The 22,486-nt window shown below is 37.3% G+C and carries 19 protein-coding genes; 8 read left to right on the top strand and 11 right to left on the bottom strand.

The window, feature by feature from the left end; genetic code table 11:
- Positions 1 to 1,506 (bottom strand): aldehyde dehydrogenase family protein, encoded by a 1,506-nt coding sequence (locus tag DUT68_RS02675; RefSeq protein ID WP_113635529.1) that lies wholly within the window; start codon positions 1,504 to 1,506, stop codon positions 1 to 3.
- 169 nt (positions 1,507 to 1,675) lie between these two features.
- On the opposite strand from DUT68_RS02675, the gene DUT68_RS02680 reads away from it, so the two are divergent.
- Complete coding sequence (locus tag DUT68_RS02680; RefSeq protein ID WP_113635531.1) at positions 1,676 to 2,593, top strand: AraC family transcriptional regulator; 918 nt, start codon at positions 1,676 to 1,678, stop codon at positions 2,591 to 2,593.
- A gap of 76 nt (positions 2,594 to 2,669) precedes the next feature.
- Here DUT68_RS02680 and DUT68_RS02685 read toward each other — a convergent pair whose 3' ends face one another.
- The 4 genes from DUT68_RS02685 to cmk form a co-directional block, all read right to left on the bottom strand.
- The gene (locus DUT68_RS02685; protein WP_113635533.1) at positions 2,670 to 4,340 is read right to left on the bottom strand and encodes a beta-N-acetylhexosaminidase; all 1,671 of its coding nucleotides are present in this window, start codon (positions 4,338 to 4,340) and stop codon (positions 2,670 to 2,672) included.
- A gap of 566 nt (positions 4,341 to 4,906) precedes the next feature.
- Complete coding sequence (gene rpsA, locus DUT68_RS02690; RefSeq protein ID WP_113635535.1) at positions 4,907 to 6,832, bottom strand: 30S ribosomal protein S1; 1,926 nt, start codon at positions 6,830 to 6,832, stop codon at positions 4,907 to 4,909.
- Positions 6,833 to 7,373: 541 nt separating this feature from the next.
- Positions 7,374 to 8,192, bottom strand: coding sequence for a 3-keto-disaccharide hydrolase (locus DUT68_RS02695; protein ID WP_113635536.1), 819 nt, complete (start codon positions 8,190 to 8,192; stop codon positions 7,374 to 7,376).
- 44 nt (positions 8,193 to 8,236) lie between these two features.
- Positions 8,237 to 8,923, bottom strand: a complete 687-nt coding sequence (gene cmk / locus DUT68_RS02700) for a (d)CMP kinase (RefSeq protein WP_113635538.1) — start codon at positions 8,921 to 8,923, stop codon at positions 8,237 to 8,239.
- Between the two features lie 58 nt (positions 8,924 to 8,981).
- Here cmk and arfB point away from each other — a divergent pair, with 58 nt between their 5' ends.
- Both arfB and DUT68_RS02710 read left to right on the top strand, forming a co-directional pair.
- The gene (gene arfB / locus DUT68_RS02705) at positions 8,982 to 9,392 is read left to right on the top strand and encodes an alternative ribosome rescue aminoacyl-tRNA hydrolase ArfB (protein ID WP_113635540.1); all 411 of its coding nucleotides are present in this window, start codon (positions 8,982 to 8,984) and stop codon (positions 9,390 to 9,392) included.
- 304 nt (positions 9,393 to 9,696) lie between these two features.
- Entirely contained in the window at positions 9,697 to 10,734 is a 1,038-nt protein-coding gene (locus DUT68_RS02710; protein ID WP_113635541.1) for an MAC/perforin domain-containing protein, read from the top strand.
- A 121-nt stretch (positions 10,735 to 10,855) separates the two neighbouring features.
- Here DUT68_RS02710 and DUT68_RS02715 read toward each other — a convergent pair whose 3' ends face one another.
- The 3 genes from DUT68_RS02715 to lon form a co-directional block, all read right to left on the bottom strand.
- Positions 10,856 to 11,380: a L,D-transpeptidase family protein gene (locus DUT68_RS02715; RefSeq protein ID WP_113635542.1), complete on the bottom strand. Its 525-nt coding sequence runs from the start codon at positions 11,378 to 11,380 to the stop codon at positions 10,856 to 10,858.
- 148 nt (positions 11,381 to 11,528) lie between these two features.
- Complete coding sequence (locus tag DUT68_RS02720) at positions 11,529 to 12,482, bottom strand: lipid A deacylase LpxR family protein (RefSeq protein WP_113635543.1); 954 nt, start codon at positions 12,480 to 12,482, stop codon at positions 11,529 to 11,531.
- A gap of 1 nt (position 12,483) precedes the next feature.
- On the bottom strand, positions 12,484 to 14,952 hold the full coding sequence (gene lon / locus DUT68_RS02725) for an endopeptidase La (protein WP_113635545.1): 2,469 nt from the start codon (positions 14,950 to 14,952) through the stop codon (positions 12,484 to 12,486).
- Between the two features lie 283 nt (positions 14,953 to 15,235).
- Here lon and DUT68_RS02730 point away from each other — a divergent pair, with 283 nt between their 5' ends.
- Positions 15,236 to 15,859, top strand: a complete 624-nt coding sequence (locus DUT68_RS02730) for a tetratricopeptide repeat protein (RefSeq protein ID WP_113635547.1) — start codon at positions 15,236 to 15,238, stop codon at positions 15,857 to 15,859.
- Between the two features lie 8 nt (positions 15,860 to 15,867).
- Here the strand turns inward: DUT68_RS02730 and DUT68_RS02735 are convergent, their stop codons facing one another.
- Together DUT68_RS02735 and gpmI are read right to left on the bottom strand one after the other, a co-directional pair.
- On the bottom strand, positions 15,868 to 16,398 hold the full coding sequence (locus tag DUT68_RS02735; RefSeq protein ID WP_113635549.1) for a hypothetical protein: 531 nt from the start codon (positions 16,396 to 16,398) through the stop codon (positions 15,868 to 15,870).
- 85 nt (positions 16,399 to 16,483) lie between these two features.
- Positions 16,484 to 18,004, bottom strand: coding sequence for a 2,3-bisphosphoglycerate-independent phosphoglycerate mutase (gene gpmI / locus DUT68_RS02740; protein ID WP_113635551.1), 1,521 nt, complete (start codon positions 18,002 to 18,004; stop codon positions 16,484 to 16,486).
- A gap of 138 nt (positions 18,005 to 18,142) precedes the next feature.
- Between gpmI and DUT68_RS02745 the strand changes: the two genes are divergently transcribed.
- The 4 genes from DUT68_RS02745 (at position 18,143) to DUT68_RS02760 (ending at position 21,007) form a co-directional block, all read left to right on the top strand.
- Positions 18,143 to 18,541, top strand: a complete 399-nt coding sequence (locus DUT68_RS02745) for a DUF4783 domain-containing protein (RefSeq protein ID WP_113635553.1) — start codon at positions 18,143 to 18,145, stop codon at positions 18,539 to 18,541.
- 48 nt (positions 18,542 to 18,589) lie between these two features.
- Positions 18,590 to 19,432, top strand: a complete 843-nt coding sequence (gene nadC / locus DUT68_RS02750) for a carboxylating nicotinate-nucleotide diphosphorylase (RefSeq protein ID WP_113636272.1) — start codon at positions 18,590 to 18,592, stop codon at positions 19,430 to 19,432.
- Positions 19,433 to 19,487: 55 nt separating this feature from the next.
- Complete coding sequence (gene plsY / locus DUT68_RS02755; RefSeq protein WP_113635555.1) at positions 19,488 to 20,135, top strand: glycerol-3-phosphate 1-O-acyltransferase PlsY; 648 nt, start codon at positions 19,488 to 19,490, stop codon at positions 20,133 to 20,135.
- A gap of 65 nt (positions 20,136 to 20,200) precedes the next feature.
- Positions 20,201 to 21,007 (top strand): M48 family metallopeptidase, encoded by an 807-nt coding sequence (locus DUT68_RS02760; protein WP_113635557.1) that lies wholly within the window; start codon positions 20,201 to 20,203, stop codon positions 21,005 to 21,007.
- Between the two features lie 111 nt (positions 21,008 to 21,118).
- On the opposite strand, the gene DUT68_RS02765 is transcribed toward DUT68_RS02760, so the two are convergent.
- Positions 21,119 to 22,381: an anthranilate synthase component I family protein gene (locus DUT68_RS02765; protein ID WP_113635559.1), complete on the bottom strand. Its 1,263-nt coding sequence runs from the start codon at positions 22,379 to 22,381 to the stop codon at positions 21,119 to 21,121.
- Positions 22,382 to 22,486: the final 105 nt, after the last annotated feature.

A 22,486-nucleotide genomic window follows, 5' to 3' on the forward strand; every position in this document is an offset into this window, starting at 1 on the left:
TTAAAAGAAGCCCAATTTGTTTTTATTGTACGAGATTAACATATTTTTAGTTTGGCGATAATGACCCAACATCATTTTATGGTTTTCTCGGCCCACGCCTGATTGCTTGTAGCCACCAAAAGGAGCACCCGCAGGGTACGCATGATACTGGTTAACCCAAACACGTCCCGCCTGAATTGCCCTAGGCACTTGGTAAAGTTCGTGTGCATCTCTCGTCCAAACGCCAGCACCCAATCCGTATAAGGTGTCGTTAGCTATTTCAATTGCCTCTTCCACCGTTTTAAAAGTGGTTACGGCCAATACCGGACCAAAAATTTCCTCTTGGAAAATGCGCATTTTGTTGTGGCCTTTAAAGATGGTTGGTTTAATGTAATAACCGCCACTTAGCTCGCCTTCCAATTGATTTACTTCGCCTCCGGCCAACACTTCCGCACCTTCTTGTTTGCCCAGTTCAATGTAAGATTTGATTTTCTCAAACTGGATTTTTGAAGCCTGCGCACCCATCATCACAGTTTGGTCTAATGGACTACCAACTTTAATGGCATTTGTTCGCTCAATTACCTTGGCAATAAATTGATCGTAAATATCTTCCTGCACCAATAGCCTAGATGGACAAGTGCAAATTTCACCTTGGTTTAGTGCAAATAGTACGGCACCTTCAATAGCTTTGTCTAAAAAAGCGTCGTCGGCGTCCATTACCGATTTAAAGAAGATGTTAGGTGATTTTCCTCCAAGTTCCAAGGTTACGGGAATTATATTTTCCGTGGCATACTGCATCACTAATCGTCCAGTTGGCGTTGAACCAGTAAAAGCGGCCTTCGCTACTTTTGGATTGGTTACTAGGTGCCTACCCAATTCTGCTCCAAATCCGTTGACTACATTAACTACGCCAGCTGGCAGTAAATCGCCAATAAGTTCCATCAGTACCATGATAGAAGTAGGTGTGCTTTCGGCTGGTTTTAACACTACTGTATTGCCGGCGGCTAGGGCAGGGGCTAATTTCCAAATGCCCATTAACAGAGGGAAATTCCAAGGGATAATTTGCGCTACCACACCAATTGGTTCGTGAACAATTAGTGAAACGGTGTGCTCATCAAGCTCGGTATGAGAACCCTCTTCAGCTCTAATTACGGATGCGAAATACCTGAAGTGATCAACACCTAGGGGTAAATCCGCATGGAGTGTTTCGCGGATTGCTTTTCCATTATCGATGGTTTCTACTGTGGCGAGATACTCCAAGTTATCCTCCATACGCTGTGCAATTTTGTTGAGGATAATACTACGCTCTGTGGCAGATGTTTTGCTCCAGGTTTTAAATGCCTCTGCTGCGGCATTCACGGCTAACTCTAGGTCTTCCGGACTGGAATGTGCTGCTTTGGTAAAAGGCTTACCATCAATTGGTGAAATATTGTCAAAGTACTTTCCATTTACCGGCGCTACAAATTGGCCGTTGATATAGTTGTTGTAATGAGTTTTAAACTCAGGTCTTTTTGCTATTTGTTCCATGATTTAAAAATTTGGTTATAACAAACCTATGAAGCTCTAGAGGAAAGGAATAGTAAAATAGTTTCAACTGATAGCACTATTGTTTCAAGCAATGTAATAGATTTGAAATAATACTATATTTACTTAACAATAGTCTTGTACGTTACGTTATTAACCAAAACCTACGAATATGAGCTATAAACTTGATTTAGTAAAGCTTAGCAGCGAATCGAAACTGCAAACGCTGGTAGAAAATAGGACATCTTATACTTTAGAAAGATGTGAACTGAGCGTATTTGAAACCTACAAGGAATCTTACAAAGTGCCTTTGACTTTTAATGATTTTGTGATTACAAGCATGTTGCGTGGTAAAAAGGTAATGCACTTGAACGAAAAGAAGGAGTTTGAGTATTTGCCTGGTGAAACCGTAATCGTACCACCGTCGGAAACGATGCGTATTGATTTTCCTGAAGCAACGGATATGAACCCTACGCAATGCATTGCTTTGGCCATTGATAATGGGCAAATCAGACAGACCATTAAGTACTTGAACGAGTATTTTCCTAAAGAAAGCAATGATGACGAGTGGAAGTTGAATTACGATGAGTATCATTTTTACAACAACGAAGAAATCGCATACTTGATCAATAAAGTTATAAAGGTTTGCTCTGATACTTCTAGAGAAAAAGATGTACTGGCCGATTTGACGCTGAAAGAATTATTGGTTCGCATTATGCAAACTCAAAACCTGAACCTGCTGCAAGGCGATTCGATCAATAATAATCCACTTGCTTATGTTATTGGCTACATCAAAAACAACCTCAATGAAAAAATCACTATAGATAGTTTAAGCAATAAGGCTTGTATGAGCAAGGCTACTTTTTATCGGTTATTTAAAAGGGAACTTGGCATTAGTCCAAATGATTTTATTTTGGCAGAGAAAATGAAGAGAGCAAAAGAAATGTTGCTTAAACCTGGAATGAAAATATCAGCTATAAGCTACGAACTAGGCTTTAGTGATGCGAACTATTTCATCAGGGCTTTTAAGAAGATTGTAGGCATCACACCAGGTGCTTTTCAATCACAAGGCATAGTGAGGTTAGCATAGTTTTAAATAACCACAGATGCTACTACAAACCTTTGGAGAAATCTGTGCATCTGTGGCTATCTAATTAATAACGTAATTAGGGGTTTGCGGTTAAATATCGATTGCTGTAAGTAATTCCCATTAAATCATAACGTTTAAACTGAGCTTTCAACCTCATTAAAAAGTCAGCATAATTTTTTTGTCCCTTTTGCGACCATTGAATTTCACTTAAGGCGTCCATACGTGGGAAAATCATGTACTGTACTTTAGCTGGATTGGCAATATACTCCGACCATAAATTACCTTGTGCGCCCCAAATGTATTTGGCTTGTTCGGCATTTAGTTCTGCTGGTACAGGCTCATAATTGTAAACGGTTTCCAGCGGGAGATATTTGTTAGCCGCCAAACTGTCATCGTTCATAAACTGCTTGTGGTTTAAGTATAGTTTTTCCTCTGGCGACATCACTACCTTTTGCTTTACCTTAGCCGCTGCAATACCACCTTTTTCGCCACGCCAGCTCATTACAACTGCATTTGGAGCTAAACCACCGTCTAATATTTCATCCCAGCCAATAATGATTTTCCCTTTACTGTTTACAAATTTTTCGATGCGGTTAATGAAATAACTTTGTAAGGCAACTTCATCTTTAATCCCTTTTTCTTTCATGATTTGCTGAGTTTCAGCAGATTTTTTCCACCAAATTTTAGAAGCTTCATCACCACCAATATGTACATATTTAGACGGGAAAAGATTCATTACTTCGGTAAGTACATCCTCCAAAAATGAGAAGGTTTTGTCAGTTGGTTGGAAAACGTTATTGTACTTGTTCATCATCCCCCAAGTTTCGGCAACTTTGTAGCCACTTTTTGGGTCGGTACCAAGTTCTGGGTAAGCTGCCAATGCTGCCATGCTATGTGCTGGCATTTCAATTTCTGGGATGACGGTAATGTATCGATCAGCCGCATATTTGATAACCTCCCTAACTTCATCTTGTGTGTAAAAACCTCCATGTCGCATGCCGTCGGTTTTTATGGTGGCGTCAGCAGGTGTTATTTTTACATCGTTAGGCAATACTTGATATTTGATGTTCTCATTACCTTTTCCTGGCCACAAACCAACGATGCTTCCATTTCGCCAAGCACCAATTTCAGTCAGTTTAGGATATTTTTTGATTTCAATCCTCCAGCCGTGGTCATCAGTTAAATGCCAATGGAAATAATTCATTTTATGCAGCGCCAAATAGTCAATGTATTGCTTTATAAAAGCTACATCAAAAAAGTGGCGACTTACATCCAAATGCATGCCGCGGTAGTCGAAGCGAGGATAATCGGTTATGGTTACTTCGGCAACCGGTAGCGTCTTAGCTTTTTCGGAAGGGAGTAGTTGTATCAACGATTGGATGCCATAAAACACCGCCTTTGCTGATTTGCCGACTATAGTGATGCCATTTTGGGAAGTATTTAAGGTATAGGCATCGGCATGTTCGTTAATATTTGGATTTACACTAAGTTTGATATAGTTTTTTATCGCTGCGTTTTTGGTGATGGTAAGTTTGTATTGTAGATATTGTTCTAAATACCTGTTGAAATAAACTGCTGCGTTTTGAAGTGAATCGTTTTGGATGACGATTTTAGTTTCTGTGCTAATAGTAAATACCGCGTTGTTACTGCCTGCAGTTGCAGCTACAGGTTTGGGGATGATGTTTACCTGAGCATTTAAGGAGAAAGTGCTCACGCTTATTAAAGCAAGCAATACCAGTTTTTTCATAATCAAAAATAAGACTTATTTGCTATCCCACAACAATATGATTGAATGTTTTTGAGTTTTTATGCTGTTTTTTGCGCTTTACCAGTTACCGTTAGCTTTCAATTTTCAGTAGTATTATTTTAACCATATAATACATATAAGCAAAAGTAAGTTTAGGAATTCGGTAAGCATCTATAATAGAAATCTAAAAAAACTACGACAGTCGATAGAAAATTTCCTTCTTAATGAAGAATTAAATGGGAACTCTCATTCCATATGGGAAAACTTCAACGAACTTACATGCCTTATATGGTAGTCAAAAAACTGTAGCAATCTATAATATCTACTTCGTAATGAGTATTAGGCAAAGCAAAACTTCAACGAACTTACATGCCTTATATGGTAATCAAAATTACAGCAATCTATAATATCTATTTTGTAATGAGTACTAGGCAGGGCAAAACTTCAACGAACTTAAATGCCTTATATGGTTAATCAAAATTACAGCAATCGACGAAACTATAATAAACAAAAAATCCCGATAACTTGCGTTATCGGGATTTAATTATTTGGATGGAGATAAAGGATTAACCTTTTTTCTCGTTGCTTTCCATTTGAGATTTCAATTGAGCTAACACATCAAGATCACCTAATGTTGATTTCTCTACTGAATCTTTCACTTTTTTCACTGCATTGCTAGCGGCTTTAGCTTCTTTTTTCTTAGTAGCTTTTTCCTCGTTAGCAGCTTCGGCTTTAGCTTCTTCCCAAATACGAGCGTGTGAAACTACGATACGTTTAGCATCTTTGTTAAACTCGATGATTTTGAAATCAGCTGTTTCTTCAGCTTTCAAAGTAGTACCATCTTCTTTAGCCATATGTTTTGTAGGAACAAAACCTTCAACGCCGTAAGGTAATGCAATTACAGCACCTTTGTCAGTTACTTTGATTACCGTACCTTGGTGAATTGAATCTAAAGTGAAGATAGTTTCGAAAGTATCCCAAGGGTTTTCTTCCAGTTGTTTGTGACCTAAAGATAATTTGCGGTTGTCAACATCAAGTTCTAAAACAACTACATCTAAAGTATCACCAACTTTGGTAAACTCGTTAGGGTGGTTAACTTTTTTGCTCCAAGAAAGATCAGAAATGTGGATCAATCCATCAATTCCTTCTTCAATTTCAACAAATACACCGAAGTTAGTCATGTTTTTAACAACAGCCTGGTGTTTGCTTCCAACTGGATATTTCTCAGCAACATTTTGCCATGGATCTTGAGTCAATTGTTTGATACCCAAGCTCATTTTGCGCTCATCGCGGTCTAAAGTTAAAACTTCAGCTTCGATTTCGTCACCAACTTTCAAGAACTCTTGAGGTGAACGCAAGTTTTGCGACCAGCTCATTTCTGAAACGTGGATTAAACCTTCAACACCAGGGATGATTTCAAGGAATGCACCGTAATCTGCAACAGTTACAATTTTACCTTTTACTTTAGATCCAACTTGGATAGCTGCATCTAGGTTTTCCCAAGGGTGAGCAGTTAATTGTTTCAAGCCTAAAGCGATACGTTTTTTCTCATCGTCAAAGTCTAAAACAACCACATTGATTTTTTGGTCTAAAGCTAACACTTCTTTCGGATGCTCTATGCGGCCCCAAGAAATATCAGTGATGTGCAATAAACCATCTACGCCACCAAGATCGATGAATACACCGAAATCAGTGATATTTTTAACAGTACCTTCAAGTACTTGTCCTTTTTCTAATTTAGAAACGATTTCTACTTTTTGTGATTCTAAATCGTCCTCAATCAATACTTTGTGAGATACTACCACGTTTTTGAACTCATGGTTAATTTTAACCACTTTGAATTCCATAGTTTTACCTACGTAAACGTCGTAATCACGGATTGGTTTGATGTCGATTTGAGAACCAGGTAAGAACGCCTCAACACCCATGATATCAACAATAAGACCACCTTTAGTACGGCTCTTAACAAAACCGTTGATGATTGTATCGTTATCAAGCGCTTCGTTGATAAGCTCCCAAGAACGTTGGGTTTTTGCTCTCTTACGAGATAAAATTAACTGGCCATTAGCATCTTCAGGTGCTTCTACAAACACGTCCACTTTATCGCCAATTTTCAAATCAGGAAGATCACGGAACTCAGAAGCTGATACTAAACCGTCAGATTTGAAACCTACGTTTAATACTACATCTTTGTTGTTCATTGATACAACCGTGCCAGAGATGATCTCACCTTGGTTGATTTGGTTGAAAGTATCAGAATACATTGCTTCGAACTTTTTACGGTCCTCGTCGTTGTAATTTCCGAAAACTTTGTCATCTGCGTCCCAATCAAAATCTGCTGAAGGGGTTGCTAATTGTGATTTGATCTGTTCGATCGATACCGAATCAGCTTCTGACTCGATAGTTTCTTTTTGGTTCAAACGGGCGTCTGCACCTTGCAATTCGGCTTCTTTAGCCTTTAGTTCTTTTTCTGCAACTTGTTTTTTTGCCATTAATTAATTATCTCCTTTTTCCCTGTTTAGGGACGGCAAAGGTACGGATTATATTAAAAAAACAAAACTATTTTAAAATAAATGTTGCTGATATTTAATGGGTTGAAATTTAGTTTGGCAGTTTTTATCTGTGTGCCTTTACATATGCGATTTGTCATTCTAAGCTTGCAAGAGATGTATTGTCAGATATGATCTTTTAAACTGACTATAGTTGTCGTAAATTTATTTTTTTTGGAAAAGAACGTTTGTGTCATATCGCAACATCAGCCCCGCTATCCGCTTTATCCCGATAAAAAACGGGATTCGCTTCTATCGGGTTTAATCAACCTAAATTTTTGCAAAACACAACCTGTATTTTTCATGAAGTCTATTTCCTTTGCGGCCTTAGCGTGGTCTTTATTTTCTTTGCGGTTAATTTTTTGCCGCCAAGTTTTTTAAATTTTTCTCGAAGAACGCAAAGAGTGGTGTATCCACTTTGTCAATCTTTTATAAAACTGTCTAGTTAAGATTGAAAGTTTAAATTGCAATTTTTCGATATAGATTACTGTTTCCTCAACCGCTCCAAAACTTTACCTAATCTCTTTTTATCGCCAACATAAGGTTGTAAATCAAAAAGTTTCACAACTCTAAATTCAATAGGATGGCTTTCGCTTTGCAATGCGATGTATCCGCTAGTTAAGCGTTTCCCATCTTCTTTTATCTTCGGGTCGAAATTGGAAACATTGCCACCGCCAATTTTAGGATGGGTGTAAGTTAAAACAGTATCACCATTAATAATATGTTTAATCACCGAATCTCCTAGTACTAAAAATTCCGCTGTAACCCATTGCTCTCCGTGATAAGTTTTAGAGCTGCTGTTTAAGCAATGTGGCGTAAATAAGTTTTCTTTAATTTCTATAGTTGTTCCAGGTGTGCAAACATTGCCGGTAGGTCGCTCATCTTTTCCATTGCCTCCAAGTAATTGGCCTTCTATTGAAATAGGAAAATCCTGATCCTTTAACATCGTAGCTGGGTCTTGGCAATGGAGCATGGCCCCGCTATTTCTCAACGCCCAACCTTCACCACCTTTGGCCTGCTCGCCAACAAAACGATATTCAATCCTTAACAAATAAGATGAAAAAGGCTTTTTGTAAAAGATGTGTCCATATTGCTTATCGAAACTAGCATATTCATCGTACTTCACCTTCAGTAAACCATCCTTTACGTAGAATGTGTTACCGAAATTCTCTTGGTAACTATGTTGAGCAATTTTAATGTTCCAATCTTTTAAATCTTTGCCATTGAAAAGATTGATCCAGCCATTTTGCGCAAATCCGTAAAATGAGCTTGTTAATAGGAGTAAAGTTAAAAGCTTTTTCATACTATAAATTCAATTGGAAAGATAGTATAAAATGAGCTAATAAACTAAGCTGTCACGGGTAAAAATGATTGCACTTTCTCTAAAGCAAAAGCCAATTGTTCTTCTTCTGTGATATCGGTATTGTCCAGTACTATAGCATCATCGGCACGTGTAAGCGGACTTTCCTCCCTGGTAGTATCCGCATAATCGCGGTGTGCTAAATTTTCGAATACCTCTTCCAAGGTAACGGTTTCATCACCTTTAGCTTGCATTTCTTTAAACCTTCTTTCCGCTCTAATTTTAGGATCGGCAGTCATGAAAAATTTCACCTGTGAATCCGGGAATACGGCAGTGCCAATATCACGGCCATCCATTACGATGTTTTTAGATTTTCCCATCCGCTGCTGTTGTTTTACCATTTCCTTGCGCACTTCTTTGATAGCGGAAACCGGACTAACTGCCTCCGAAACGGGCATCAGTCTAATTTCGTCTGAAACTTCCTCGCCATTTAATGTAATGTGTGATTGGTAATCTCTCGAATGGAAATTAAGCTCAATGTGATTTAACGCATCAATCACGGCGTCATGATTTGTCAAATCAATTTGGTTTCTTAAAAAATAAAGGGTAACGGCTCGGTACATAGCGCCACTATCTATGTAAATAAAACCTAGTTTTTTTGCCAAGGCCTTTGCCAAAGTGCTTTTCCCACACGACGAGTAACCGTCGATAGCCACTACCAAATTTTTTCTCATATTTGGCAAAGATAATACAGTTCCATTTACTTAATGAAATTAAAACCACATTTGTCGTATGTTGCCTGAATCATCAGAATTATTAAAAACGGTGACCTTTAAAACCTCAAGAAGCGGCGGTAAGGGAGGTCAAAATGTAAATAAGGTTTCTAGTAAGGTTGAATTGATATTTAATATTGATGACGCGTATTTCTTTACCGAAGAGGAAAAGTTGCGTTTAAAAGAGAAACTTTCAACAAGGCTTGATAGCGAAGGTTTGATTCATGTAATTTCACAAGAGGATAGGAGCCAATTGTTGAACAAACAGCGTGCTATTATTAAACTTGTTTCGCTTCTAAAAACGGCTCTTCAAGTTCAGAAAGCCCGAAAGGCAACTAAAGTTCCAAAATCTGTTAAGGAAAAAAGGCTAGCAAGCAAAGCGGCCAATGCAGAGAAAAAAGAGGGTAGGAGAAAGCCTAGTTTTGATTAGGAGGTGTTTTCGTCATTGCGAGGTACGAAGCAATCTTACAACTGTTGGCTATTAGAATTTTTTCGCTTTAAGATTGCTTCGTACCTCGCAATGACGCATTAAAGGCAAAATTCATATTTGCGTTCCAAAATCTGTTAAGGAAAAGAGGCTGGCAAGCAAGGCGGCCAATGCAGAGAAAAAGAAAAATAGAAGGTTCTCTGATTTCTAAAATAGAAAATAGTTATCTAAAATCTTTTTAGCTAATAATATGTATAATAAGGTTTCGAAGATTATATTTGTTTAACACACAAATAAAACAATAACTATGAAAAAGACAATTATTTTCATGGCTGTCATCGCCATGATTGCTTCCTGTAAAAAGAAAGAAGCAGACGCCAATTTATCCAAACCTGAAGAAGCCTTGTCAGCTGATATTGCGCTTACCGTAAAAGGCGATTCTCAAGAGTCAGAACCGTTATATCCAGAATCTGAAAAATTTAATTTTTTAGGTTATGGTTATGATGTTACAGATAGATTTAATGATGAAAGATCGGTAAGGGCAAGTGTGATTGATGTCGCCTTATATGATGCAAGTGCTGATTCGAGAGTCAATATTATGAGAAGTACGGAAACTAGTTGGACAACACTCCAGGCCGAAAATGCAGAAGTTTTAGCGGAAAAATTTTCAAACTCATTTCAAGCAACTAAAGAATCCAAGCTTTTCGGAAATACCATCACTAAATCGTTTCCAGAAACTATTTTTAACGATAAAAAATTTGTTTATGGCTATTACTCTTATTATATGATTCGTAAACGTTACGCTGTTTTTTATCAGGAAGCCCTGAAGAGCTATTTGACAGCGCAGTTTAAGCGGGATATTTCTTCGTTAAATGCGCAAGAATTGATTCATAAATACGGCACCCATATACTAACAGGCGTAAAAATTGGGGCAAAATTTGATGTAATTTACCAAGCGGTGGTTCCAGACGACGCTTTGAACAGGGAGGAGATTAGTATTGAGGGCTTTCGTTACGCTATGTCAAAAACATTTGGCTTGATAACAGGTTATTTAGATGACCCCAACTTAAAAAACTTAAACGCGAATTCTTCAGCGCAGATTTATTATAGCGCTTTTGGCGGTAATTTTCGCGAATTAAAAACAGAAATAGTAAATAATAGGCTGATATTGAATATCAACAATTGGAAGGCTTCCACTACTGAAGATAAAGCAAAGTTTATTGGTCCCTTAGATAAAGGTTTAGAGCCGCTTTATGATTTTATAGATGATGCCGGTAAAAGGGAACTTGTTAAAACTTATATTAAACAATACTGTGCGGATAAGGCTGTTAGGCTAAAGAAATAAGCTGAAGCTATACAAATTAAAAAGGGTTAGGACATAAGTTCCAACCCTTTTTTAGTATCAATAGTTTATAAATTCTTTTCGGAAGATTCTAGATTGTATTGAGGTTGGTTTTTATTAAATGCTATGGCCTAATCTCAATTTTTGCATTAGTAATTACCGCCTGATAAAGTTCGTCTACTTCGGCATTGGTTACCATGATACAGCCATTAGTAGAGCCAAAAAGCCTGTGCAACTTATTGATTAACCCAAATATACCGTTAGGTAAGCCGTGTATCTTAATATCGCCTCCCGCACTTTTACCTATTTTTTTAGCTGTTGCTTTATCGGTTTCATTTGGGTAAGAAACTCCTAAATTTTTGTGGTATCCACTTTTTGGATTTCTATCATTAATAAAATAAATGCCTTCTGGTGTTTTATTGTCTCCTTCAAAAACTTTGTGTCCTTTTGGATTTTTTCCAATAGATACTTGATAAGTTTTAATCAATTGACCTGAACTGTAGGCCTTCATTGTTTTTTTCGATTTTTCGACCAAGAGGTAGTCAATTTTAAATCCACTGGATAATTCTTTTTCTGGCCAGAAATTGTAAGCCAATACAATAGATAACGCAAAAAGCATAAAATAAAGAATGTGCCTTGCAAACTTCATAAGAGAATATTGAAAACAGTAATATAAGGAATTGCTTGGTTATATTACCGTAATCGAGTGTTTTATTGGATAAGCTTTTTGAATTGCACTGCTGTTTCCTATTGTAAAGGTGGTCAAGCGATTATCAAGGTAAGTTTGTAAACCGTTACTAGTTGAACCTATAATACATAGATATACTACCGTACTGATGCGCTTTTGCCGTGCTTTTTATTTCTTTAGATAAAAATATCAAACTATAATCTATTGTGAAACGTGGCGAGCTGTAATTGAAGCCTAATGTTTGAGAAAAAACTAGAGGTTTTATACCAAAGGTAACCGGGCTGTTGTCGTTAAACATGCTACCTTGCACAGTTGCATCGTAGGCGATATAACTTAGCTGCGGTTTAGCATAAAAATAGAGCTCTTTCTTCTTTAACTTTTCAGTTTTGCTTTTATTTCCAATGCTCGCATTGTAATGAGCGGAGTTAAAAAGTTGGTTCAATTCACCTGTTCTAAAAACTAAGCTAAAGCCTGCAGCATTATATGTTGTGCCTATGTTTGCATAGGTGTCTAATGTGAAGTCAACGTTTTTATTGTCGTTTCTATGCAATAGTTTAGCGTATTGAAAATTAGCATTTGCGGCAAAATCATTCGCAATTTGATACTCCCAACCCTGTACTTTATAAAACCCTACAATGCTATGCAGTAAGTCTTGGGCTTCTTCACCTAAAGCGTCCGGTCCTATAGTTCCAAGCTGCACGCCTACTTTAAATAAACTTTCTTTTTTGTAGAAAAAATTCGCTTGTAGGCCACCATACAAATAACCGGCAAATGGCCTATCATGTGTAGTGGGGTTTGGGCGATAGCCAGAAATAGGATTGTACATCTTTTGTCCAGCCGAGATTTCGTAAGTCACTTTCTCTAGCTCGCCTTTGAGCTTTTGTTGGTCAAGTGCATGTCTGAAGTAAATAAAAAGCCCGTTGGTATAGTACCTATCCTGACCGTACCAAAGGTAGGCATCATTATCGCTTTTAAAACCAAACTCGTTCTTGTACTCCTGCGCATAAGAACCGAAAAACAAACTTAAAACGGCAAAAATAGCCAGAACGAGTTTTTTGTACATATTAAATAGTAGCAGATTTTGTTTTAATCGTTAAATCAATAGGATTTTTAACTTTATCTTTAGTCAGCGCTAAGTTAATTACCTCTTGCATTTCAGTTACGTAATGGAACTTCAGGTCCTTAATATAATCTTCCTTGATCTCCAGAATATCTTTTCTGTTAGATTTACATAAAATGATTTCTTTAATGTTGGCACGTTTCGCTGCTAAAATTTTCTCTTTAATTCCGCCAACAGGCAAAACTTTTCCACGTAGGGTAATTTCGCCGGTCATTGCTAAGTTTTGTTTTACCTTGCGCTGTGTAAATGCTGAAGTTAGGGCAGTTAACATGGTAATGCCCGCCGAAGGGCCATCTTTTGGAGTAGCGCCCGCAGGTACGTGAACATGGATATCGTAGTTGTCGAAAAGCTCATGATCAATCCCGAACTGTGCTGCATGTGCTCTAATGTAAGCCAATGCAATCACCGCAGATTCCTTCATCACATCTCCCAAATTACCAGTCAAAGTCAATTTACCCTTTCCTGGGCTCAAGCTAGCTTCAATAAATAAAATATCGCCACCAACTTGTGTCCATGCTAGGCCCGTTACTACACCAGCAACTTCATTTCCTTCGTAAGCATCCTTATCGAAAATTGGAGCGCCTAATATTTTTTCAACATCCTGAACATCCAAAGTAGGTTCATAAGGCAAGTCCATGGCTATTTTTGTTGCAATTCCACGAACTAACGAACCTATTTTTTTCTCCAAACCACGTACACCACTTTCTCTGGTGTAATCTTCAATCACTTTTTCGATGAGTGAATTTTTAAGTGTGATTTGCTTATGATCTAATCCATGTACCTCTTTCTGTTTAGGTAAAAGGTATTTTTTCGCAATTTCTATCTTTTCCTCAATGGTGTATCCGTTCACTTCAATAATTTCCATCCTATCTAATAAGGCTGGTTGAATAGTACTCAACGAGTTAGCGGTAGCAATAAAAAGCACATTCGATAAATCGTATTCTGCTTCAACATAATGGTCGTTAAAAGCATTGTTTTGTTCCGGATCTAATACCTCAAGCAAAGCTGATGAAGGATCGCCTCTGAAATCAGAACCTACTTTATCAATCTCATCCAATACAAAAACTGGATTATCTGCACCTGCTTTTTTGATAGATTGAATGATACGGCCTGGCATTGCACCAATGTAAGTTTTACGGTGACCACGGATTTCCGCTTCGTCTCTTACACCACCTAACGCCATACGCACATATTTACGGTTTAAAGCCTTAGCGATAGATTTTCCTAAAGATGTTTTTCCTACTCCCGGAGGGCCAACTAAGCACAAAATTGGCGCTTTCATATCGCGTTTAAGTTTCAGCACCGCCAAATACTCAATAATGCGTTGCTTTACTTTTTCTAAACCGAAGTGATCTTTGTCTAAAATGCGTTGTGCTCTTTTTAAATCGAAATTATCTTTAGTAAACTCGTTCCAAGGCAAATCCAACAATAGTTCCAAATAATTCATTTGTATCGAATAATCTGGCGCCGCAGGGTTCATCCTCCCTAATTTTTCTAATTCTTTATCAAAATGAGATCTGATTTCGTGCTTCCATTTTTTCTTTTTGGCACGAGCTTGCAGTGCTTCAAATTCTAAATCTGCAGAATTTCCCAGCTCTTCCTGAATGGTTTTTAATTGCTGATTTAAAAAGTAGTCACGTTGCTGTTTATCTAAATCTGTCCTTACTTTCGACTGGATCTGATTTTTGAGTTCCAACATTTGAAGCTCTTTAGTAAGCAAATCCATCACCATTTCGGCACGTTTGCGCAAATTGGCCGTTTCAAGCATCTTCTGCTTATCGGCCATTTCTGCATTCATGTTGGATGATATGAAGTTGATCAGAAAAGAAGTACTTTCAATGTTCTTTAAAGCAATACCTGCTTCGCTTGGAATATTTGGCGATAGCTGTATAATTTGCGACGACATTTCCTTAATGGCAGCCACTAGGGTTTTAAACTCTTTGTCGTTTTTATGTTTTGTTTCGGTAAATTTAGCTACCACCGCCTTAATAAACGGTTCGGTTTGCACCTCTTGTACCAGTTGGAAACGTTGCTTGCCTTGTATAATTACAGTGGTATTCCCATCAGGCATTTGCAGCATTTTGATAATATTTGCTACCGTACCTACGCTATGTAATTGCTCAAAAGTTGGATCTTCAATGGATACATCTTTTTGTGCTACCACACCAATTACTCGGTCACCTTTATAGGCTTCCTTAATTAATTTGATAGATTTATCTCTGCCAACTGTAATTGGAATTACTACACCTGGAAACAAAACAGTATTTCTCAAAGGTAAAATAGACAGTATTTCTGGCGTTTCCTCATTGTTCATGTCGTCTTCATCTTGTTGCGACATTAATGGGAAAAACTCAGTGTCTTCGTTAATTATGGGTAAAGTATTTATAAAATCAAACGGATCTTGTTTGCTCATCGGTTTTTTGTTAGTGTAGGGCTAGCGACAATATGACAGCATTGCCACCCTTATTAAATATCATTAGTAAAATACTAGAGTTTCAACTCTTGTGCCAAAAATAACAATTGTACTTATTAAGCCTAATTTAAGGTAAGGTCTGTTAAAAAGTCATAAATTGTTTAACAAAAATCATAATTGTGATAATTGCTCGTTTATTGATATAATTGCATATACAAAATTACACAGTTTAAAAACTTTAGGCAGTACTTTTAGTTTTATAACTTATTTAAAATATTTCTGCATGAAATTTTTTGCAAAAACCAATCTATTATTAGTCGCACTATCGTTTAGTTTAACCTCTTTTGCGCAAAGCAGTTACGAGAAACAAGGTACCCAAGCTTGGATGAAAGGCGATTTTAAAACAGCCGTTGTTCAGTTGGAGAAAGCGGAAAATAAAGATCCTAATAATGCCAACGTGCTTAAAATGCTAGGCTATTCTTATTTCCAAAATGGAGATTTTGAAAGAGCAATTGGTGCCTACACTCGTCTTATTGCACTTAAACCTGATTATTCTGCCTATTACTATCGCGGTAAGGCACGTTTAAACATAGCCAATATGCCTAAAGAAGGTCAGGCACAAATGCGAGAAAGTTTTTATACTGCCGCAATCGCTGATTTTTCCAAAGCGATGGAAATAAGTGGGGAAGAAGATGTTCAAATTTTACAGAACAGGGGAATTGCTTATAAGGATTACGGTATTTTTAAATCTTATTTGATTAAGAAGAAAACCGATAAAGCGGGATGTTTGACATTGTTCAATAACTCTGTGGCCGATTTTCAGAAGATATTAACTATGCAGCCTTTGAAAAAGGATGTATCAAATATGATTGATTACGTGAAAGCGCAGATAGCAAGTTTAAAATAGTAAATATATCAATTGAATTTGCCGGTTACTTCGTAGTTTTTAACGTTTAGTAACTTAATTTTTTGCTGATTCTTGATAATATAAATGCTATCTGGAAAATAAATCAGTGTATCTACTGCATCGTACAATGCATTTTCGCTGGATTTAAAAATTCTGATACCAATTACTTGTGCCGATTTTTGTAGCACTTCCAATTTCTTTACTGGAATTTTAGGGTTGTCAGTTATGTACGTGGTCAAGCTATCATCTTTGGTAATGGAAAATTCTCCACGCCATGAAGTTTTATTAATATCGGCATTGGTGAAACTTGCAAGCTCGGTTTTCCAATCCGTAACTTTGGTGTTTTTAACTTCAGCTTTTCCTTTTACCATCACCTGTTTACGTATGCTAGGGTTGGCTGCTTGTAGTCTGTTCGCTTCACCATTAAAATATCCCGCAAGGTCAAAATAAGTAGCGTCGGTGCCATTTTTCACCTGTTGCTCAGGTTGCGAGCATGAAAATAGTAATAAAGCAATAGCCGCTAAAGTTGTTTTCTTCATAGCAAATTATGGATAGCAATTCAAAGGAATAGCTATGGTTAAAGGCACAAAACAATTACAGTGTCCTGTGCCTTTTTTGAGTTTTTTAAACCAAACAGTTTCCTGTCATAATTTCAGGAGCTGGGATGCCCATTATTTTAAGTACAGTTGGGCCTATATCGCCTAGTTTACCGTCAGCTATGGTTTTGTAGTCTTTATCAATTAAAATGCATGGTACCAGGTTGGTTGTGTGGGCGGTATTTACTGATCCATCAGCATTTAGCATAAATTCAGCATTTCCATGGTCAGCCAGTATGATAAACGAATAGCCGTTAGCCAAACCAGTTTCCACTACAATTTGAGTACAAGCATCAACTGTTTCAACTGCTTTAACTACCGCTTCAAATACGCCTGTATGCCCAACCATATCTGGATTTGCGAAATTTAAGCAAACAAAATCAGGCCATTTGCTCTGTAGTTCATTCACAATAGCTGATGTGATACCGGCAGCGCTCATTTCAGGCTGCAAATCATAAGTAGCAACCTTTGGCGATGGAACTAAAATTCTTTTCTCATTTTCAAATTCCTTTTCGCGGCCTCCCGAAAAAAAGAAAGTAACGTGTGGATATTTTTCCGTTTCGGCAATTCTAATTTGATTTTTGCCGTTTGCTGCTAAAACTTCGCCTAATGTATTGTTTAAATCATCTTTAGTAAATACCACATTAACGTTTTCGAAGCTTTCATCGTAACTGGTCATGGTAACATAATACAGCGGTAGCTTTTTCATGCACTGCTCCGGAAAATCTTTTTGGCAAAGGGCCTGTGTAATTTCCCTACCTCTATCAGTACGATAGTTAAAGCAAATTACCACATCACCTTCCTTAATTGTAGCAGTAGGATTTCCTTGTTCGTTCACAATCACCATTGGTTTTACAAACTCATCGGTAACGCCTTCTGCATAGGAGTGTTGTATCGCCGCTTCGGCAGTACTGAATTTTTCTCCCAAGCCATTTACCATTACATCATAAGCTAGCCTTACTCTTTCCCAGCGGTTATCTCTATCCATTGCATAATACCTGCCTACTACAGTTGCTATTTTACCAGTTGAAGTAGCTAAATGCCGATCTAAAGTTTGGATATAATTCAATCCTCCGTTTGGGTCTGTATCTCTTCCGTCCAAAAAAGCATGAATAAAAACATCCTGTAATCCGTTCTCTTTTGCGGCATCACATAAAGCCATTAAATGGTTAATGTGTGCATGCACTCCACCATCAGATACTAATCCAATAAAATGTACTGGCTTGTGGTTTGCCTTAGCATAAGCAAAAGCGTTTAGCAAAGTGGCATTAGTGTTCAACGTTCTATCAGTAATGGCTTTGTTGATACGTCCTAATTCTTGGTAAACTACTCTTCCAGCCCCTAAATTCATGTGCCCTACTTCAGAATTTCCCATTTGACCCGCAGGTAATCCTACCGCTTCACCCGACGCTTCTAATTTTGAATTGGGGTAGTTTTGAAGTAGAGAATCAAAGAATGGGGTGTTTGCGGCATAAGCAGCATCAGATTTATCTTTTTTGCCATAGCCCCAACCGTCTAGAATAAGTAAAACCAGTTTTTTAGCTTCCATTTATTGTTGATGTTATTGTAACAGATTTAAAATTATTTACAAATATACTTCAAAATTAAGCCGCTAAGCCAATTATTTGAATTAAATTGCGAGCAAATGGCATAGTTTTAGCTGTAACTTGATTTTAGTTTTAAAAGGATGATGTTTAAATCTTTACTTGCGCTCATGGTAATGTTCCTGCATTTGCAGCCACAAGCTGTTACGCAAGGCGATATTGCCGATGAACTAGCTCTAAACTTCAAACAGGGTAATTCAAAAGAGATCGCAAAAAGTTTTGCTCCTTCTATTGAGTTAATCATTATTGACCAAGAAGATGTATACAATAGAGCACAAGCTGAACAAATTTTAAAAGATTTCTTTCTTAAAAACAGCCCCTCTAAAACAAGTATTATCCATAAACTTAGTAATAGTCCCAATTACAGGTTAACTATTCTCTCTCTTCAAACCAAAAACGAAAAATTTAGGGTGACCATAACCATGAAAAAAAGTGGTAATGCTTTTTTAATCACAGAGTTACGTATAGAGCCTGAGAGATAATTCCATATTGATGCGTATTTTGCTATTTTTGTGGCAAATATTTTAGCATTGGACAAGAAAATTATTGACGCCTTTATTAAAAATGCCATAACAGAAGATGTTGGGGATGGAGACCATACTTCCTTATCAACCATACCTGTAGGCACTAAAGGGAAAGCAAAACTTATTGTTAAAGAAGACGGAATTTTAGCTGGTGTGGAGCTTGCTTTGGAAATTTTCGAACAAATAGATGCTTCGCTACAAGTGAATGTTTCGTTGCGAGACGGACAGCAGGTTAAGGTTGGGGATATTGCTTTCACTGTTGAAGGAAATACACATAGCATATTGTTAGCTGAGCGGTTGGTACTCAATTGCATGCAGCGCATGAGCGGAATTGCTACGCAAACACATCGTATCGTAAAACATTTGGAGGGTTATAAAACCAAAGTACTAGATACTCGCAAAACAACTCCTGGCTTACGATATTTAGAAAAATGGGCTGTAAGAATAGGCGGAGGCGTAAATCATCGAATTGGGCTATATGATATGATTCTGATTAAAGACAATCATGTGGACTACGCCGGAGGAATTGCAAACGCAATTAATCAAGCTAATGATTACCTGACTACTACCGGTAGGAAATTACAAATTGAAATTGAGGTGAGGAATATGGAGGAGCTAAAGCAGGTTCTAGAGATAGGAAAAGTAGATAGGATCATGCTGGATAATTTCCCAATTCCGTTGCTTAAGGAAGCAGTAGCGTTAATTGATGGCAAGTTTGTTACTGAGGCATCAGGAGGTATTACTGAAGAAAATGTTGCAGCTTATGCAGCTTGCGGCGTAGATTTTATTTCCATGGGCGCTTTAACGCATTCGGTAAAAAGTTTGGATTTGAGTTTGAAAGCATTTTAGTGATGTTGACCAAATCTATTACTTGCAAACTATTTTTTTATTATCATTGTAGCCGATGATTTCAATCTATTCCATTTGTGCGCTAATTGCGGCCTACCTTCTTGGATCAATTCCCACAGCTGTTTGGCTTGGACAAGCCTTTTACGGCATTGATGTTAGGGAATACGGAAGCGGAAATGCTGGCGCCACTAACACATTTAGGGTATTGGGTAAAAAGCCAGGTATCATCGTTATGGTAATAGATATTGCCAAAGGATATACCGCAACCAAGTTGGCCTACCTTATCGGATTATCTGTAACAGGGCCAAAATATTCAGCACAATTTGTTAACTACGAGCTTGCTTTAGGTGTAATAGCGGTTATGGGGCACCTGTTTCCTATTTTTGCAGGCTTTAGAGGGGGTAAAGGTGTAGCAACCTTATTTGGGATGGTGTTAGCGGTGAACCCTTTGGCTGCATTGCTTTGTGTGAGTGTATTTATTGTGGTTTTGCTGGTTTCTAAATACGTTTCGTTAAGTTCTATATGTGCGGGCTTCACATTCCCGTTAGGCACAGTATTTGTTTTTCAATCTTCAGTTAAAGCAGAAGTGCTCTACAGTATTTGTGTGTGTGTACTCATACTCGTCACTCATCAAAAAAATATAGAGCGTTTGCTTAAAGGGAAAGAATCTAAAGTTTATCTTTTTAAGAAAAAACAAGCTTAACACAAAATCTATCAAACAAAATGTTGGTTTGGAGAGTTTATGTGTTGTGTGAAAAATTTACAATCATGAAAAAAACAATGCTATTTGGAGTGGCAACTGCTATGCTTGCTATCTCATCGTGTTCAACAGTTCCATTAACTGGCCGTAGCCGATTAAGTTTGGTTGACGATAGTCAGTTACAGCAACAAGCAGCTATAGGTTATGCTCAATTACTCAGCGATCCTCAAACCAAAGTGGTGTCTTCTAGCAATGCTAATGCTGCTATGGTAAAACGCGTTGGTCAACGAATAGCTGCTGCGGTAACGCAATATATGAATCAAAATGGTTATGGCGACCAGATTAAAAATTACAAATGGGAATATAACCTCATCGATAGTAAAGAAATTAATGCTTGGTGTATGCCTGGAGGTAAAATTGCGGTTTACACTGGCATTTTGCCTGTTACTAAAGATGAAGCTGGTTTAGCTACTGTGATGGGGCATGAAGTAGCTCATGCTATTGCTCAGCACTCTGCTGAAAGGGCTTCGCAAATGACTGTTGCTCAAGGTTTAGGTGCTGCTGTAGGTGTTGCAACTGCCGATTCTAAATATGCGCAGTACATTAATGCCGCTTACGGTGTTGGAGGGCAGTTAACTATATTGAGTTACGGTAGAAAACAGGAATTAGAGGCTGATAAAATGGGACTTTCGTTTATGGCAATGGCTGGTTACAATCCTAGTACAGCAGTTGGTTTTTGGCAACGAATGGCTCAGGCAAGTGCAGGTAGCGCAAAACCTCCTGTGTTCTTAAGTACACACCCTACTGATGAATCAAGGATTGCACAAATTCAAAGAGATTTGCCAGAGGCGATGAAATACTATAAAGGGAAATAGTATTTAGCTAAAAGGTGGTAGGTATAAGGTTTAAGGTCTGTAAATTTATAATTCAGGTCTTAAGCCTTTTCTTTTTGTTGGCATCTATCCCTAATCCCTAAATCCTAAACCTTAAATCCTAGTAAGTACGTTCATTATTGCTGATGCTTTTAATAAACACTCTTCATACTCTTTTTCTGCATCAGATTGATAAGTAATTGCACCACCAACTTGAAAAGATAAGTATTTGTTTTCTTGATTGTACAAAATGCTCCTTATAACTACGTTGAAATCAAAATCCCCATCGGGTGTAATGTAGCCAAATGATCCAGAATAAGCGCCTCTTTTGCTCCTTTCATATTGATCGATGAGTTGCATTGCCCGTAATTTTGGAGCGCCAGTCATCGAGCCCATTGGAAAAGTATTTTTAATGGCATCTACAAAATGAACATCTGGAGATAGCTCACAATTAATACTTGATATCATTTGATGTACTTGCGGGAACGTGTAGATGCCAAAAAGTTCGTCAACTTTTACAGAACCTTTTACGGCGCTTTTGGTCAAATCGTTTCTTACCAAATCAACAATCATTACGTTTTCCGCTTGTTCTTTCTTACTGTTTTTTAAATCAGTTTTTATGCGTAAATCTTCTACTTGGTTAGTGCTTCTTTTTGCAGTTCCTTTTATTGGTTGCGAGGTAAGTGTATTGCCACGTTTAGATAAAAAACGTTCTGGCGTAGCCGATAAAATATATTTATCCTCAATTTTTAAGAAGCCAGAAAATGGAGTAGGAGATACTTTTGTTAAATCATTATAGGTCTTTAAAGGATTGACGATGGCATTTTCTGCATAAAACTCTTGACAAAAATTTATTTCATAAACATCGCCACGTTTAATATGTTGTTTAATTCTATCAATGCTTTCTAGGTATTCAGTTTTAGTTAATTTGCTTTTAATGTTTGTTTTTTCACTAAAATACGCTCTAGAGGGCACAAAGTTTGATATTTTATCGATGATAGTTTTTTTGCCTTTGAGCAACTCAATTTGATTACCTTTTATAGAAATTAAATTTTCAGGGATGAAAAAATACAAATCAGGAAAATTTAATAAGTCTTTTTTAGGCTTTGCTAAATCTTCTATTTCATTCTTTAAATCATAAGTTAACAAGCCAAACATCCAATCTTTATGTTGGGTTACAAATTTTTTTAAGGATGAAAATGCATTTCCGATGGGTGCGGTTAGTTCTTCTTCTTTACCAAAAGCAATTAAACAGTCGTGTTTACCATATTTATCTTTGTAGTTGTTGGAGTCTAGATAGTAACAAACATCAAATGTTGATGCGTATTGCAAGGCTTTTTGTTTAAAATGTTTTATTTGCTCGGCAGCTATATGCATGTTTGATTTAGAAATTCTCTCGCTAAGTTTAAAATCGAGTAAGAATGTTATTTAAGGGATATTTTATTCAGTTTGTTTCATCAACAAAGTTAGGGCTTTGTTATT

The sequence above is a fragment of the Pedobacter zeaxanthinifaciens genome (assembly GCF_003313335.1).
GTDB lineage: Bacteria > Bacteroidota > Bacteroidia > Sphingobacteriales > Sphingobacteriaceae > Pedobacter > Pedobacter zeaxanthinifaciens.

Coding starts and splice junctions, on each gene's coding strand:
- DUT68_RS02675 (WP_113635529.1), bottom strand. CDS start 1,506: ATGGAACAAATAGCAAAAAGACCTGAGTTTAAAACTCATTACAACAAC.
- DUT68_RS02680 (WP_113635531.1), top strand. CDS start 1,676: ATGAGCTATAAACTTGATTTAGTAAAGCTTAGCAGCGAATCGAAACTG.
- DUT68_RS02685 (WP_113635533.1), bottom strand. CDS start 4,340: ATGAAAAAACTGGTATTGCTTGCTTTAATAAGCGTGAGCACTTTCTCC.
- rpsA (WP_113635535.1), bottom strand. CDS start 6,832: ATGGCAAAAAAACAAGTTGCAGAAAAAGAACTAAAGGCTAAAGAAGCC.
- DUT68_RS02695 (WP_113635536.1), bottom strand. CDS start 8,192: ATGAAAAAGCTTTTAACTTTACTCCTATTAACAAGCTCATTTTACGGA.
- cmk (WP_113635538.1), bottom strand. CDS start 8,923: ATGAGAAAAAATTTGGTAGTGGCTATCGACGGTTACTCGTCGTGTGGG.
- arfB (WP_113635540.1), top strand. CDS start 8,982: ATGTTGCCTGAATCATCAGAATTATTAAAAACGGTGACCTTTAAAACC.
- DUT68_RS02710 (WP_113635541.1), top strand. CDS start 9,697: ATGAAAAAGACAATTATTTTCATGGCTGTCATCGCCATGATTGCTTCC.
- DUT68_RS02715 (WP_113635542.1), bottom strand. CDS start 11,380: ATGAAGTTTGCAAGGCACATTCTTTATTTTATGCTTTTTGCGTTATCT.
- DUT68_RS02720 (WP_113635543.1), bottom strand. CDS start 12,482: ATGTACAAAAAACTCGTTCTGGCTATTTTTGCCGTTTTAAGTTTGTTT.
- lon (WP_113635545.1), bottom strand. CDS start 14,952: ATGAGCAAACAAGATCCGTTTGATTTTATAAATACTTTACCCATAATT.
- DUT68_RS02730 (WP_113635547.1), top strand. CDS start 15,236: ATGAAATTTTTTGCAAAAACCAATCTATTATTAGTCGCACTATCGTTT.
- DUT68_RS02735 (WP_113635549.1), bottom strand. CDS start 16,398: ATGAAGAAAACAACTTTAGCGGCTATTGCTTTATTACTATTTTCATGC.
- gpmI (WP_113635551.1), bottom strand. CDS start 18,004: ATGGAAGCTAAAAAACTGGTTTTACTTATTCTAGACGGTTGGGGCTAT.
- DUT68_RS02745 (WP_113635553.1), top strand. CDS start 18,143: ATGATGTTTAAATCTTTACTTGCGCTCATGGTAATGTTCCTGCATTTG.
- plsY (WP_113635555.1), top strand. CDS start 19,488: ATGATTTCAATCTATTCCATTTGTGCGCTAATTGCGGCCTACCTTCTT.
- DUT68_RS02760 (WP_113635557.1), top strand. CDS start 20,201: ATGAAAAAAACAATGCTATTTGGAGTGGCAACTGCTATGCTTGCTATC.
- DUT68_RS02765 (WP_113635559.1), bottom strand. CDS start 22,381: ATGCATATAGCTGCCGAGCAAATAAAACATTTTAAACAAAAAGCCTTG.